The 14,991-nt window shown below is 71.2% G+C and carries 13 protein-coding genes; 4 read left to right on the forward strand and 9 right to left on the reverse strand.

The features are described from left to right. The first annotated feature begins 126 nt into the window (after nucleotides 1-126). Entirely contained in the window at nucleotides 127-1,398 is a 1,272-nt protein-coding gene (locus G448_RS0106620) for a glycoside hydrolase family 1 protein (RefSeq protein ID WP_026407351.1), read from the forward strand. Nucleotides 1,399-1,675: 277 nt separating this feature from the next. Then, nucleotides 1,676-2,314 (forward strand): hypothetical protein, encoded by a 639-nt coding sequence (locus G448_RS0106625; RefSeq protein WP_034494647.1) that lies wholly within the window; start codon nucleotides 1,676-1,678, stop codon nucleotides 2,312-2,314. Between the two features lie 986 nt (nucleotides 2,315-3,300). On the opposite strand, the gene G448_RS0106635 is transcribed toward G448_RS0106625, so the two are convergent. The 9 genes from G448_RS0106635 to G448_RS15465 form a co-directional block, all read right to left on the reverse strand. Continuing rightward, on the reverse strand, nucleotides 3,301-3,552 hold the full coding sequence (locus G448_RS0106635; protein WP_026407353.1) for a hypothetical protein: 252 nt from the start codon (nucleotides 3,550-3,552) through the stop codon (nucleotides 3,301-3,303). Beyond that, a complete protein-coding gene (locus tag G448_RS0106640) occupies nucleotides 3,549-3,890 on the reverse strand; it encodes a hypothetical protein (RefSeq protein WP_026407354.1) in 342 nt (113 codons plus the stop codon). The genes G448_RS0106635 and G448_RS0106640 overlap by 4 nt, the downstream gene beginning before the upstream one ends. Before the next feature lie 347 nt (nucleotides 3,891-4,237). Continuing rightward, nucleotides 4,238-5,167: an alpha-L-rhamnosidase N-terminal domain-containing protein gene (locus G448_RS0106645; RefSeq protein ID WP_026407355.1), complete on the reverse strand. Its 930-nt coding sequence runs from the start codon at nucleotides 5,165-5,167 to the stop codon at nucleotides 4,238-4,240. A 93-nt stretch (nucleotides 5,168-5,260) separates the two neighbouring features. Next, entirely contained in the window at nucleotides 5,261-6,088 is an 828-nt protein-coding gene (locus G448_RS0106650) for a class II aldolase/adducin family protein (protein ID WP_026407356.1), read from the reverse strand. A gap of 371 nt (nucleotides 6,089-6,459) precedes the next feature. Further along, a complete protein-coding gene (locus tag G448_RS0106655) occupies nucleotides 6,460-8,004 on the reverse strand; it encodes a rhamnulokinase (RefSeq protein WP_026407357.1) in 1,545 nt (514 codons plus the stop codon). Between the two features lie 62 nt (nucleotides 8,005-8,066). Continuing rightward, nucleotides 8,067-9,251 carry an L-rhamnose isomerase gene (gene rhaI, locus G448_RS0106660; RefSeq protein WP_026407358.1) on the reverse strand — a complete coding sequence of 395 codons (1,185 nt, stop codon included), beginning with the start codon at nucleotides 9,249-9,251 and terminating at the stop codon, nucleotides 8,067-8,069. Nucleotides 9,252-9,419: 168 nt separating this feature from the next. Further along, nucleotides 9,420-10,715, reverse strand: a complete 1,296-nt coding sequence (locus tag G448_RS0106665; protein WP_026407359.1) for an MFS transporter — start codon at nucleotides 10,713-10,715, stop codon at nucleotides 9,420-9,422. 53 nt (nucleotides 10,716-10,768) lie between these two features. Continuing rightward, on the reverse strand, nucleotides 10,769-11,152 hold the full coding sequence (locus G448_RS0106670; RefSeq protein WP_026407360.1) for an L-rhamnose mutarotase: 384 nt from the start codon (nucleotides 11,150-11,152) through the stop codon (nucleotides 10,769-10,771). Between the two features lie 323 nt (nucleotides 11,153-11,475). Further along, entirely contained in the window at nucleotides 11,476-11,988 is a 513-nt protein-coding gene (locus G448_RS15465; protein WP_051268694.1) for a flavodoxin, read from the reverse strand. A gap of 306 nt (nucleotides 11,989-12,294) precedes the next feature. Here G448_RS15465 and G448_RS15470 point away from each other — a divergent pair, with 306 nt between their 5' ends. Both G448_RS15470 and G448_RS17000 read left to right on the forward strand, forming a co-directional pair. Continuing rightward, nucleotides 12,295-13,338: a LacI family DNA-binding transcriptional regulator gene (locus G448_RS15470; protein WP_051268696.1), complete on the forward strand. Its 1,044-nt coding sequence runs from the start codon at nucleotides 12,295-12,297 to the stop codon at nucleotides 13,336-13,338. Nucleotides 13,339-14,493: 1,155 nt separating this feature from the next. Beyond that, a complete protein-coding gene (locus G448_RS17000) occupies nucleotides 14,494-14,949 on the forward strand; it encodes a hypothetical protein (protein WP_245572223.1) in 456 nt (151 codons plus the stop codon). Nucleotides 14,950-14,991 lie beyond the last annotated feature (42 nt).

A 14,991-nucleotide genomic window follows, 5' to 3' on the forward strand; every position in this document is an offset into this window, starting at 1 on the left:
GCCCTGGATAACGGCTCGCCCGGCTCGCTCAGTCGCAGCCTTCCCGGGGCGCGAGGCCCCGGGCCTCTCGAGGGCCCGCAACCGCATGTCCGAACCGATTCGAAACCCACCCGAGGAGACGTCCCCATGACCAGTACCACTGCCACTACTGCACCCGCGCCCTTCCCCGAGGGCTTCCTCTGGGGAACCGCCACCGCCTCCCACCAGGTCGAGGGCGGCAACACGAACAACGACGTCTGGCTCTACGAGCACGTTCCGAACACCATGTACGCCGAGTCCTCCGGCGACGCCTGCGACCACTTCAACCGCTACCGCGAGGACATCGCGCTGCTCGCCTCCCTCGGCCTGAACGCCTACCGCTTCTCCCTGGAGTGGAGTCGCATCGAGCCCGCGCCCGGCGAGTTCTCCGCCGTCGCCATCGAGCACTACCGCGACGTGCTGCGAGCCTGCCATGAGCACGGGCTCGCCCCGATCGTCACCTACCACCACTTCACCTCCCCGACCTGGCTCATCGCCCGCGGCGGCTGGGAGGACGACGGCACTCCCGGGCTCTTCGCCCGCTACTGCCGACGCGTCACCGAGGAGCTCGGCGATCTGTTCGAGATCGCCTGCACCATGAACGAGCCCAACCTCGCCATCCTCCTGGGCGAGATGGGCCTGTGCGAGGCCGCCCCCGAGGCGCGCCTGGGCAACCCCACCTGGGAGGGGGCCGCTCGCGCGCTCGGGACGACGGCGGACAGGATCGCCGGCTTCCAGCTCAGCGCCACCGAGGAGGCCTTCGAGATCAAGGTCGCCGCCCACAAGGCCGCGGTCGAGGCCATCAAGGACGTGAAGCCGTCGATGAGAGTCGGTTGGACGCTCGCCAACTCCGACTTCCACGCCGCCCCCGGCGGCGAGGAGCGCGTGGCGCGCATGATCGAGGAGAACAACCTGCGCTACCTGCGCGTGAGCGAGGGCGACGACTTCGTCGGCCTGCAGACCTACAACCGCACCGTTCTGGGCCCCGACGGCCCGGTGCCGCCCGCCGAGGGCGCTGTGGTCAACCCGGCCGGCGAGGAGATCTGGCCCTGGGCGATCGGCGCCGTCGTGCGCCAGGCCTGGGACACCGTCAAGGTTCCGATCATCGTCACCGAGAACGGCCTGAACACCGAGGACGACTCCCAGCGCGTGGACTTCCTGCGCACCGCCATCGCGGAGGTCGGCGCGGCGATCGCCGACGGCGTCCCGGTGAGCGGCTACATGTGCTGGTCCGCCATGGACAACTTCGAGTGGATCTTCGGCTACGGGCCGAAGTTCGGCGTCATCGCCGTGGATCGGAGCACGCAGGAGCGCACGCTCAAGGAGTCGGCCCGCGTCTACGGCGAGATCGCCCGGACCAACGGGGCCTGCCTGGCCTGAGCCCCCGTCGCCGCGCGGGCCGTCGTCTCGCCGAGATCGGTTCAGTTCCGTGCCGAGTTCGGTCGGGTTCCGCGTCGAGATCGGTCGGGTTCCGGCTCGAGATCGGTCCGGTGGGGCCTCGCCCGGCTACTGGAACCACGAGTCTGGCCTTTCGGCGCGAGTCCGACGACGCCGTCGTCCGACTCGCGCAGGAATGCCCGACTCGTAGGGGAGAGCCCGGTTCGCCGAGGTGAGCAGGATACCGGGTCGCACCGCTCTGGCCTGTAAGGTTTATATGATGAGCAGCCCCGGAGAGCAACGGCCGATCCTGCGCCGCCGCATGTCGGTGGAGGAGTTCGACGCCGGCTACTACTACGCGACGGAGATCAGGGCATTCGCGCATGAGCTGGGGATTCCGGTGGGCAATCGTCGCAAGACTGATCTCGAGGATCTGATCCGCGAGTTCCTGCGGACGCGAGAAGTGCCTGCGCGAAGACCGGTGCCGTCTCGAAAGCGGGGGCGGGCGCGGGACGAGTTGTCACTCGATACTGCGGTGACCAACTATGTGGGGGACCGAGTCACGAAGGAGTTCATGCTTGAGCACGTCCGAGCCGAGAACCCCGGGATCCGGAACAAGTCAGGGCAGTGGTATTGGCTGAATGACTGGCGTCGGCGTCAGCAGGAGGCGGGGCGCAGGTTCACCTACCGGGACCTGGTGAATCATCTGCGTGACCTGATGCTGACGGAGGGGAGGCTGCCGCAGATCCCGTCGGCGCGAATGAACAACTTCATCACCGATTTCCGAGCGGATCCCGACAGTCCCGACATGACGAGGGACCGCCTGCTTGAGGAGTGGTACTGGCTCAAGCAGCAGGCCGGTCCTCACACCTATGCGCAGTATCGACGCTTGCGTCCTCATGGGACCGGGCTCGAGTGAGGGGAGAAAAGCGGGGAGCAGGAGTGATGGGGTGAAGCCCTCGAGGGGGGCCGCAGCCTCCGGGCCACGAAGTTCTTCTCGCGCGAGTCCCATGCAGCCGGTCTCGTGCGGGAATGCCGGTGCCGTTCCGCGGGCCCGGAGCCTCGAACCGATCTCGATGCGGAACTGAACCGATCTCGGTGGGTACGACCGAACTCGACGGGAAGGGCCGGCGGGAGAGGGGCCAGCAAGAAGGGCGAGGACCTCGTCGTCCTCGCCCTGTTCGGCGTGCGGGCTGGTTCCCGCGTGTCTCCGGTTCACGGCTCCCGGAGATGAGCGTCAGCCGTGCTCGGCTGCTCGACGCTGCTCAGTTCTGCTCGTCCTGGGCCTGCGTCTCGGCGATGGCGCGCTGCATCTCGCGCTCGCGGGCGACGGCGGCACGGACGGTGAGGTCGATATCGAAGAACATGAGGGTTCCTTTCGCGGTTGCTTTCGCGGTTCCCGTTCCGGAGGTGGAACGAGAAGACGCACATCCGAACGGGGCTCCGTCGTCGTGCGTCCTGGCCAGCCTAACCATCGGGGCGGTCGATTTCCATCCGCCTGGCGCTGTGACGTTCGAGACGGGTGGACCGGGGCACTGCGGACGGGGAGCTCGGTGCACGCGCTGGAGCCGTCCGTGGATGTGGTTTCGTGGATGCCGTCCGCCTCGACGTGCGCATGGGGCGCCGTGCGGTCCTCCCGGCCCTGGTGGTCGCCTCCGGCGTCTCAGCCCAAGAACGCCGGACTCGCCCCGGTTCGATGGGGACGGATTCAACTGGTTCCCAACACCGTGTCGGCGTGTCGCGGCCGGTGGGAGGGGCCGCGGCGCGCCGGTGCGGTGCGGTTGGTGGTCAGTTGTCCGGGGTGCTGGTGTAGGCGGGGGAAGCCGTCACTGGTGTCGGTGGTCCGGGTCATCGGAGGCGTTCTCCTCGTCTCGTTGCTGGCCAGTCTAGTTCTGGTCGCCGTCATCATCGGCGGGCCGATGGCCAGCGCCGTCCGACCGGTCGTCGTCGTTGCGGGTGGAGATGACCTTGAAGTTCAGGTCGGTGTCGCCTCGTTTGATGCTGTCCCATGGCGTCGTCGGGCCCGTGCCCCGTGCCGGCGGGATCGTCGCTCTTGCTGCCGATCTTGTCCAGGACGCTCTTGAGGCGGGTGACGATGGGCTGGATCTTGTTCAGGAGCTTGGACAGGGCCTGGAAGGAGGAGATGAGGTCGTTCACGCGGCGGGTGACCTTGGTGACCTTGTCGGCGACCCAGGTGCTGATCTGGGCGGCGACCGCGGGGGTGGCCAGGCCAAGACCTCCTCCAGGACGGACTGGAAGAACATGCCGATGGCCTCGGCGATCAGGTCGCGGACCATGTCGTGGACGACCTGGACCAGGGTGGCGGCCACGCCCAGGCCCGAGGAGATGCCCTCGGCCAGGGACGACAGGGACTCCAGGGCGCCGGTGAGGACCTGTCCCTGGGAGCGCCAGGCGTCGGCGGCCCCGATCCCGGCCATGGTGCCCTGGGCCCACGAGCCCTGGCCGATGGCCTCCGACAGGTCCGAGATCCTCACCCAGACCCGTACCCGACCAGAACGACGACGAATCCTGCCGCGACGCCGCCAACGAGTTCTCGCTCACGACCAAACACCACCATCGGTCACAGCATGATCACGGGACATCGGGGACACCCCGATCACGCAACCCCAACCGCCCCCGAATGCGCACCCCCGAACTCGCTGGCCCGCCATCCCCACCGCTATCGCCACGATCGTCTCGGGGCCGCTCCGCGGAGCGGCCCCGAGCTGCTCATCGGGCGATTCCAGACTTCTTTAGACGGCCCTTCTTCAGACAGCCGGAGGCCGCCCCGGGCGGGTCGTCCCGAGCGGGCCTCTCATCGAGCGGGCCGCCTCGGATCGCCTCAGGCCGTGGTCGGCAGATCGGCCAGGCGCAGCCCCAGCGTGTGCCGGCTGCCGACGGCGCCCGCCGAATCGACGGTGTCGGCCAGCAGACCGGTGACGTCGTGGACCTCGAACTCGGTGTAGTCGTGGTAGCTGGTCCAGCCCGGGGCCAGGACCGTGCCGCCCACCGGGGTCCCGTCGATGGACGCGTCGATGACGCCCTGGGCGCTCACGTAGAGGCGGGCGCGGGTGATCGGCGCGGGGAGGGCGGCGTCCGGGCCCGTGCCCGCACGGGCGCTCAGGTCGAGCTCCTGGCGCACCAGCTTGACGGGGTGGAGGCGATCGCCGGCGGGCGGGCGATCCTGGGGTGCGAAGAGGGTCTCGAGGCTGACGGGCGGCTCGGGCTCCACCGGCGTCTGGGCGGGCTCCACCCAGGGGGAGGCGACGTCGGCGGCCTCGAGGAGCGAGGTGGAGAAGGTGGAGACGGCCCAGTCCGACGGCGCCGGCTCGGGGGCGGCGGGCCGCGCGTCGGCCCCGGCCGCGTCCGGGCCGGGAGCCGGAGACGAGGCGTCGGACGCGCCGGCGCCGATCGCCTCCGGGCCGTCGATCGGTGCAGGGCCGTCGGGCCGCGCGCCGGTCCCGGCCGCCGAGGTCCACACGCGCACGCGCCAGGTGTGGTCGGCGTCCGAGACCAGGGGCGCCCCGGCGTACGGCAGCCACGGGCGCATCGGCGGCTCGGGGACCTCCACGCGCCCGGTGGCCCAGACGGCGGGGTCGAGGGGCTCCCCGGTGGCCGCATCGCGGCGGCGGACCTCCACCTCGTAGGCGGTGGCGGGCGCTGCTCCCGGGACCTGCCGGGCCAGGACGGGCTCGCGGACGGCCACGCCGATGGGGGCGTGCTGGTGGTCCACCGTGAGACGGGCGGGCGTCGGGCTGGCGGGCGCGCTCATGACGGGCTCCTTCGTCCTCGGATGCGGGCGGTGGTGGCGGGCGGCGCCGACGTAGAGGCGCCGACCGCCGCTGGACCGGGCCTCCGAGGGCCCTCAGAACAGGTCGGTGGGCACGTCGAAGGCCTTGACGACGGCGTGCAGCTCGGCGTCGGTGACGCCCTGGCCGAGCCCGCCCGTCATCAGGTTGCGGACCTCGTACATGGCGCCGGTCTCGGCGTACTCGACCTTATCGACGGCCGCCAGGGGCGAGTCGTCGGAGCGCACCATGATGCCGTGCTTGGACCACAGGACGATGACGTGGTCGCGCAGGGCCCGCACATTGTTCTCCATGAGGGTCCGCGAGCCGGGGACCATGAAGTCGAGCACCTCGATGCCGGCGGGCAGCTGGACGATGGTCTCGGGCTCCCAGCGCAGGATGCGGCGGTTGAACTCGCGGGTGGTGCGGATGTCCCTGATGTGGGAGAGCTGGACCAGGTACGGGGGCTGGGCGTGGATGACGGCCTGGAAGTCCACTCCGCGTCGGGCGACCTGGTCGTCGTGGACGGCCAGGTGGGAGTTGAACTCGCTCGTGGGTCGCTCGTAGGCCCGCTGCGGGTGGGTGTACCAGGTGCCGGTGGCCCCGCCCTCGTCCACGACGAAGGCGGACACGTTCGCCTCGGGGGAGTCGGCGACGTCGCGCAGCCGGCAGCCCGAGCCGGTCACCAGGACCGTGCGGCCCGCCAGGGCCGGGGCCGGCAGCGGCAGCTCGGTGCCGGGACGGGCCTGCGGGAAGCGGTCGGTCAGACCGAGCTCGTCGGCGCCCGCGGCGATGGACGCGGAGACGTTGCCGGCGCCGGCCTCGACGGCGCTCATGTGGTCCAGACGGCGTCCGGCGGCGCCCATCTGGGCGAGGACGTCGTCGAGGGTCGGGTGCGTGCTCATGATTCTCCTGGTTCTCTGATTCGAAATGACTCGTGGATGCTGGTCGCCTCCCGGCTCCCGCCCGGGCGGCCTCCGCGCGGGGCCGCCGGTGCGCCGCCCCGCGGGCGGCATCGGTGACCGGCCGCTCGAACGGGGAGCTCCCGGTGGGTCACCGCGCGCGTGCGAGGCGGGCGGCGAAGCGGTCGAGCGATCGGCTCGTGAGCGGGCTGCCGACGGCGTTGAGGTGCCCGTGGGGGACGCCCGCGCAGGTGACGCACTCGACACGGCGCCCGCCGCCGCCAGTTGGCGGGCGAAGGCCTCGCCGGAGGCGCGCAGGTCGTGGTCATGGGGCGTCCTCCTGATGAGCGGGCGGGGCGTTCGGTCCGACCGGCTCAGCCGAGGAGCCTGCGCTCGGCGGCCTCCCAGCCGGGGGTGGCGTCGGGGTCCGGGGTGTACCGCGTGATCCGGCTGGAGTCGCGGATGAGACGGCGCAGGTCCTCCAGCTCGCCCTCGATCAGGCCGGCGCCGCGGGCGGCGACGACCATGTTGCCCAGGGCGGTGCCCTCGGCGGGGCCCGCCAGGACCGGCAGTCCGGTCGCGTCGGCGGCCAGCTGGCACAGGAGCCGGTTGCGGGTGCCGCCGCCGACCATGTGCACCACCCTCACCTCCCGTCCGGACAGCTCGGCGGCCTGGCGCACGGCGCGGCGGTAGGCCAGGGCCAGGGAGTCGTTGATGCAGCGCACGTACTCCCCGACGTCGCGGGGCCGGGGCTGCCCGGTGGCGCGAGCGGCGTCGTCGATGCGGGCGGCCATGTCCCCGGGGGAGTAGAAGGCGGGGTCGTTGATGTCGACGACGGTGCGCAGCGGCTCGGCGGCGGCCGCGGCGGCGTCGAGCTCGGGCAGGGAGGTCTCCAGGCCCTGACTGCGCCAGGCGCGCACGGCCTCGTTGAGGACCCACAGGCCCATGACGTTCTTGAGGTAGCGGACCGTGTGGTCCACGCCGAGCTCGTTGGTGAAGTTGGCCGCCTGCGAGGCCAGGGTGAGCACCGGCTCGTCCAGTTCCAGTCCGACCAGCGACCAGGTTCCGCAGGAGATGTAGGCGAAGTCGGGCTCCTGAGCGGGGACGGCGACGACGGCGGAGGCCGTGTCGTGGCTGCCGACGGCGACCACCGGCGTGGGGGCGCCGTCGGGGCCGAAGACCTCCAGCGCCTCGGGCCGCACCGGTCCGATGACGGTGCCCGGCTCGATGACGTCGGGCAGGACGCCGTCCAGATCGAGGCCGAGCTCGGTGCGCAGGCGCTCCAGCAGGGGCCGCGACCAGGTGCGCAGCCGCGCGTCGACCAGGCCGGTGGTCGATGCGTTGGTGACCTCGGCGACCCGCTGGCCGGTGAGGAAGCAGGCCAGGAGGTCGGGCAGGAGCAGCATGGTGCGGGCGTAGGCGCCGTTCGAGGTCCTGGGGATGCCATTGTCGCGCGCCTGGGCCACGAGCTGGAACATCGTGTTGAAGTCCTGCACCTGCAGCCCGTTGATCGAGTAGATCTCCCGTGCCGGGATCGCGGCGAAGACCTGCTCGGGGACGCCGCGGGTGCGCGCGGAGCGGTAGGCGTGGACCTGGGCGGACAGGGTGCCCGCGCCGTTGACCAGGCCGTAGTCCACACCCCAGGTGTCGATGCCGATGGCCGACAGGGGACCGACGTCGCGGACCGCGGCGAGCAGTCCCTCGCGCACCTCGTTCCACAGGTGGAGCACGTCCCAGAACAGGCGCTCGCCCTCGCGGGTGGGCAGGGGGATGGCTCCGTTGGCGAAACGACGCGTCTCGGTCACGGTGATGCGTCCGTCGGCGATGGTGCCGACCATGACGCGTCCGGAGGAGGCGCCGAGGTCGACGGCGCCTATGTGGATGGGGCGGTCGGGGCGGTCGGGACGGGTGGCGGTCATGGGAGGTTCCTTTCGGGCGACGTCGTGAGGTGCGGGCTCGTTCCCGGGGATGCGAGGCGCCGTCAGGCCCCCCAGCCCGCGGCGTCGCCGCCGACGCGCTCGGTGCGCACCCGCTCCAGGTAGCCGGAGTCGAGGAAGGCGCGCATCGGGTCGGGGTCCAGGCCCCGGGAGTCGCGCAGCTCGGCCAGCAGCGGGCGGACGTCGGTGTTGAAGGCGTCGACGAGGACATCGTTGGCGCCCAGCACGTCCCCGGCGACCTGGGCGGCCCGCAGGGCCTCGCGGTCCACCAGGAGGGCCTTGGCGGTGGCCTCCTGGACGTTGGTCGCCGAGCGGATCTCGCCGGGGATCTTCTCCTCCAGGTTGTGGCACTGGTCGAGCATGAAGTTGACACCCGAGTCGGGCGCCAGCGCCCCGGCGGCCACGATCTCGTTCATGATGCGGAAGAGCTGGTAGGGGTCGGCCGCTCCCACGATGAGGTCGTCGTCGGCGTAGAAGCGCGAGTTGAAGTCGAAGGCTCCCAGGCGCCCCAGGCGGATCAGCTGGGCGACGATGAACTCGATGTTCGTGCCCGGGGCGTGGTGCCCTGTGTCCAGGACGACCTTGGCGCGCTCGCCCAGTGCCTGGCAGTGCACCAGGGAGGTGCCCCAGTCCGGCACATCGGTGTGGTAGAAGGCGGGCTCGAAGAACTTGTACTCCAGGACGAGCTGCTGGTCGGAGTCGAGGGCGGCGTAGATCCGGGCCAGCGAGTCGGCCAGGCGGTCCTGGCGCTCGCGGATGGAGTCCTGGCCGGGGTAGTTCGTGCCGTCGGCCAGCCAGATCTTCAGGGCCGGCGAGCCGGTGGCCCGCATGATGTCGATGCACTCCAGGTGGTGGGCGATCGCCTTGGCGCGGATCCTCTCGTCGGGGTTGCACAGGGAGCCGAGCTTGTAGTCCTCGTCCTGGAAGACGTTGGAGTTGATGGTTCCGATCGTCACGCCGCGCTCCTCGGCGTGGGCGCGCAGGGCCTCGTAGTCGTCGGTTCTGTCCCACGGGATGTGGAGGGACACGCGGGGGGTGATGCCGGTGAAGGCGTTGACCCGGGCGACGTCGTCGATCTTCTCGAAGGGGTCGCGGGGCACTCCCGCGGTGGTGAAGACGCGGAAGCGGGTGCCGGAGTTGCCGAAGGCCCAGCTGGGCAGCTCGATGGTCTGGGTCTCCAGCAGGCCGCGGGCCTCGGGGCTCAGGTCGGACAGGGTCGGGGTGGTCATGGTGATTCTCCGTTTCAGCGGGTCGGACTGGATGTCGGGTTCGGTGTCGGATGCGGATTCGTGCGCGGGTGCCGACGTCGCCGGGGTCCGGCGGGCCGGCGACGTGGGGGCGGCCGCGTCCCCGCGGGCCGGGTCGGTCGGGCCCGCCGGACTCGGTCGGGCCGCGGCTCAGGCGCTGGTCACGTGCTCTCCGTAGCGCTCCATCTCGATCTCCTCCAGGCTCTTGCCCTGCGTCCTCGGCGCGCCGATGGTGCCGACGGCGGTGGCGGCCACGAGGAATCCTATGAGGATGATGCCATCGATCATCAAGCCGCCGGGGCGCGCCAGGATGATCGGGAAGATCAGCGAGATGAGACCGGAGGCGAGGCGGACGACGAAGAAGACGATGCCCTGGGCCGCCGAGCGGTACGGGGTGGCGAACAGCTCGGGCGACCACACCGAGTAGAAGGCCTGAGCGGACGGGCCTGCGGACAGGCCCCAGATCATGGTGTAGCCGAAGGCGGTCCAGGCGGCGTCGGAGGGACCGAAGACGAGGATGATCCACGACGCGATGGCGAGCAGTCCGCCGACCAGGTAGTGCCAGCGGTAGGGCACTCGGTCCACCAGGCGCATGAAGACGAAGGTGGAGGCGATGACGAAGCCCCAGGAGAGCATGGAGAACAGGTCGGTCTGCAGGGTCTCGTAGCCCATGGAGCCGAGGATGGTGGGCAGGAAGATGCCGTTCTGGGAGGCGGCCTGGTTCCAGCAGGTGTAGATGACCGCGAGGAAGGCGAGGGCCGTGATGTTGACGCGGCGGTTGAAGAGCTTGCGGAAGGACGCCCACATCGACGGCGGCTCGGCGCCCGCGCCGCCCTTGGCGCTCTCCCATGTCGCGGACTCCTCCAGGCCCTGGCGGATGTACCAGGTGGCCAGGGCGATGACGACGAGGTGGGCGAAGACGATGCGGCTGCCGAGCAGTCCCAGCGGGGTCAGGGCGGCGGCGAGGCCGAAGCCGATGAAGGGGCCGCACGACCAGGCCAGCTGGGTGGCTCCGATGTGCTTGCCCCGCTGCGCCGTGGGCGCGAACTCGGCGATGTAGGTCCAGCCGGCGGGAACCGAGGCGCCCACCGCCAGACCGATGATGACGAACCCCGTGAAGAGCATCGGCAGGTTCATGGTGAACACGACGATGAGACCGCCCAGGGCGTAGAGGAGCAGGTCGTAGGTGTAGATGAACTTGCGGCCGTACTTGTCGCACAGCGGCCCGCCGATGAGGGCCCCGATGGCCGCTCCGAAGGCATTGGCGCTGAAGGCGGCCAGGAGGCCCGCGATGGTGCCGTCGTCGTCGGGGAAGTAGGCGGCGCCCCAGAAGCCGAGGGACGTGGCGATGGCGATGATGGATCCGGAGTCGATGTAGTTCGACATGGCGACCGCTGCGGTCGCCTTCCAGCCGGTCAGTGGTTTCCGGGCCGAGTTGCGGGCCATGCTCTCCTCCTTGGGAGTCGTGGGTGATGGATGCGGGTGGTGGGCCGGCGGCGTCAGGCCAGGTGGAAGTACTGGGGCAGGACGGCGGCCTTCCCGCCGTCGGGCTGGATGAAGTACTGGGCCATCTCCGCCTGCCAGCGGGCGTTGACCTCCTCGCGCTCCATGGCGGCCATGGCCGCGGCGACGTCGTCGGACTCGAAGTAGCCCACCACCAGGCCGTCCTCGGGGCGCAGGAAGAGGGAGTATCTGCGCCAGCCGGTGCGGGTGAGCGCCTCGCGCATCTCCTCCCAGACGCGCTGGTGGACCTCGACGTACTCCATGAGGCGCTCGGGACGCACCCGGAGCAGGAAGCAGCAGCGCTGCCGGGAGCGGGCGGGCGTGGTCTCCAGCAGCCGGGCGAGGTCGGCGGGAGTGGCGGTCGGGGCGGGGTCGGTCATTGAACGTCCTTGTCCAGGTTGTGCGCTGCCGTATGGCGGGGAGGCACGAGAGGTGATGTGCTGCGCGATGTGCGTTATGAATCGTTTCAACATCGACGCGAGAAAAGGTAGCCCGCTCGAGGGCTGGCGTCAAGGGCGAGGGGTGGGTCGGCAAGAGGGTCGGCGGCGCTGCTCGGCCCCGGGCCGCGGGCACTGCCCGACCATCCGACCATGAGGCCCCCGCATGCGCGGGGGCGGCGGAACCCCCAACATGGACCGCATCCAACACGCCATGAGGCCCCCGCATGCGCGGGGGCGGCCGGGCGGGCCCGGGCGGCGTCGGGCTACAGGTCGATGCCGAGCCGCCTCAGCCAGCGGGACACTCCGGCGGCGTCGATGCTCGTTTCGAGGCGGGTCCCCGGCTTCCAGTCGCCCGTGCTCGTCAGGGAGGAGAGGTCGCGCGCGCTGGGACCGACCCCCGAGGAGAACGATGTGCAGAACGGGACCACGACCTTGCCCGAGAAGTCGTTCTTCCGCACGAAGTCCCCCAGGACCCAGGAGGCCTCGCCCCACCAGATGGGATAGCCGATCAGGACTGTGCTGTAGCCGGCGAAGCCATCGGGGGCGGGGCTCACGAGCTCGACGTGGCGCCGACTGCGATCGATGTGCTCCTGCGAGACCCGGCTGCGGGGGTCGTTGTAGTTCAGATCGGGCTCGCTGTAGGCGGTGGCGGGCGCGAGCGCGAAGGCGTCGGCGCCGAGCGCCCGGATAATGGTCTTGGCCACCCTGCGGGTGTGCCCATGGGCGGAGTAGTAGACGACGAGCGTTGACGCTCCCGCCGCGTTCCGAGCGGTCATTGTGCGGACCTTTCTGGCGGACCTGATGGGGTGATATGCAGTCGACACTATCGATATCGCCGTGCGGCATGGTCGTTTTCACTTTCGTTCTCGCCGGAGCCGGACCGATCTCGGCGCGGAACTGAACCGATCTCGGCGCGGAACTGAACCGATCTCGGCGCGGAACTGAACCGATCTCGAGCCGGAACCGCCGCTCCCCGTCCCGTCTCTGCTCCGCCCCGTGCCCGCCGCCTCCTGCGGACGGTCGTCCCCGAAGACCGTTATCCTGGGCCCGGGATCAGTTGATGAGAGGGGAAGAGGGGCATCGTGGCGCATCCCTCGGTTCGCGACGTCGCCGAGAAGGCCGGCGTCTCCGTGGGCACGGTTTCGCATGTGCTCAACCACCCGGAGCGCGTGGCCCCCGCCACTCTGAGGCACGTGCGCACGGCGATCGACGAGCTCGGCTTCGTGCGTTCCGAGACCGCCCGACGCCTGCGGCACGGCGGCTCCTCACTGGTCGGGGTGCTCGTCCACGACATCTCCAACCCGTTCTTCACCGAGGCGGCCCGTGGTATCGAGGATCGCCTGCGCGAGGACGACCGGGTCCCCATGCTGGGCTCGACCGACTCCGATCCCGATCGCGAGCGCGAGCTCATGGGCCTGCTGGCCGGCCTGGACGTGCGCGGCGTCATCGTGACGCCCTCGACCTCCACGCTCGACAACCTCGAGGTCCTGGCCGGGCGCGGCATCCGGGTCGTCCTCATGGACCATCCGCCGATCTCGGCCGAGCTGCCCACCGTCTCCGGCGACGACGTCGCGGGCGCGCGCGCCGCCGTCGCCCACCTGATCGGGCTCGGCCACCGTCGCATCGGCTTCGTCAACGGACCGCTGTCGGTGCGTCAGTCCGTCGATCGCCGCGACGGCGTGCTGGCGGCACTGTCCGATGCCGGTCTTGATCCCGCCGAGGCCCTCCGGGAGATCGAGGCGATCAGCGGGGGCCATGGATACACGGCGGACGCCGGGGCGGCGGGGGCCGCGTCGCTCCTTCGGGCCTCCGCCCCGCCGACGGCGCTGTTCTGCGCCAACGACCAGCTCGCCATCGGCGCCATGCGCGAGATCCGTCGTCGTGGACTGTCCATTCCCGGGGACGTGGCCATCGTCGGTTACGACGACGTGACCATCGCCTCCGAGCTCATCACCCCGCTGACCAGCGTTCACGTGCCCATGCGCGACATTGGCCGTGCTGCCGCTGACCTCCTGCTCGCCGACGCCCCCGAGACGCGGCACGTGGCCTTCGCCCCCGAGCTCGTCGTGCGTGCCTCCACGGTGGGCGTGTCGGGTGGAGGGGGACCGATCTCGACGCGGAATTGAACCGATTTCGGTGCGGAACCGGACCGATCTCGGCGTGCGGCGCAGTGACCCGAGCCGCTCGGTGCCGTAAGGTGGATGCGTCGTGCGCACCGGAACGCCCCGGTGCCCTGTCGAAGGAGCCCCGTCGTGTCGGAGTCTCAGCAACCGCAGGCCAACACCCCCTCAACTCGGAAGTCGGACGCGGTTCCGCCCTCGTCGGCGCCCGCTGCCCAGGGCGGGCAGCCGGGGCGGACGGAGGAGTCCCAGGTGTCCGACCTCTCGTACTCCATGGAGACCGTCACAGTGGATCCCCGTGCGCTGGGCGTGGCGGGCGGCGCAGGGCGGCCGCAGGGGACGTCGCCCGCGCAGCCAGCCCCCTTCGCCCAACCGGCTTCCGAGCAGGGCTCGACGCCGTATGCGCAACCGGCCCCCGGACGGGCGCCCACGACCGGGGCGGGGAGCGGCGGCGCGAATCCGCTCCGCGGTGCCGACGCCGGCGGGAGCCGGGCTGCGCACAGAGCCCCGGAGACCGAACAGGCCGCCCAGTCCGATGGAGCTGCGGAGACGGTCTTCCTTCCCTCGGGAGGATTCGCACCGCCCGTGACGGATTCCGATGGGTCCCGGCCATCGCCGACGGACGGACCCGGCGCCGTCGGCTCCGCCTACGGGCAGCCAGCAGCGGCCGCGGGCCCGGCGAGGCCGACGCCCGCGAATCGCTTCGATGCGGAGGAGGCCACCAGGCAAGTGCCGCTGTCTTCGGCCGTTCCCGGCTCCTCGCCCGCGGGCTCGCCGCAGGCCGCCGCGCCCGCATCCCACTCGATGGGCGCTCCCGGTGGGTATGCGGGGGCTTCGAGCGGGTACGCGATCCCGCAGGGAGGGGGGTCCGCCGCATCCGGCCCGGCGATTCGCGCGGAGACGCCCATGCCCGTGTCGGGCCCGGGCGTGTCAGCGTCGGGTCTGACGGCTCCGGCGGGACCCGGCGTGTCCGCGTCGGCACCGTCGGGGCCTGGCGTACCCGCGTCGGCACCGTCGGGGCCTGGCGTGCCCGCGTCGGCGCCGTCGGGGCCTGGCGTGCCCGCGTCGGCACCGTCGGGCCCGAGTTCGGATGCGGGGCCCGCGACTCTCGCCTCGGCCTACCCGGTTCCGACGGCCCCCCAGCAGCCCTCGGCGCCTGCGATGGCGGTTCCGGCGGCCGGGGGTACGGCCCCGGCGGGGGCGGGCGTCGCCGATTCGTCCGGTGGCGGAGCCGCCTACCCGGCGTCGCCGGCGGCGGGGGGCGCGCCTCACGACTACGCTCCCGGGGCGGTCGGCTCGGAGGCCTTCGGCCCCGGATCGCCCATCTCCGCGCCCCAGGCCCCCGGGCTCCCCACCGTGGCATCGGCGCCGGCGGCTTCGGAGTCGCGGCAGGCCGCGCCCGGGGACTCATTCGGCGCCTGGATGCTGGCGGTCTTCCTCTCCGCGCTGCCCCTGATCGGCTTCATCTACCTCTGCGTCGTGTCCTTCGGCGGATCGGCATCGGCCTCGCGCCGCAACTGGGCGCGTGCCGTCCTCGTCTGGCAGGTGATCCTCGTCGTGGTGTCCGCGATCTCCTTCATCATCGGAGGCTCCGCGCTGCTGCGGATGCTCCCGTAGCACCGGACCTGGATGAGCCCGTGCCGTAGAACCTCGAACGCC

The sequence above is a fragment of the Actinomyces gerencseriae DSM 6844 genome (assembly GCF_000429265.1).
GTDB lineage: Bacteria > Actinomycetota > Actinomycetes > Actinomycetales > Actinomycetaceae > Actinomyces > Actinomyces gerencseriae.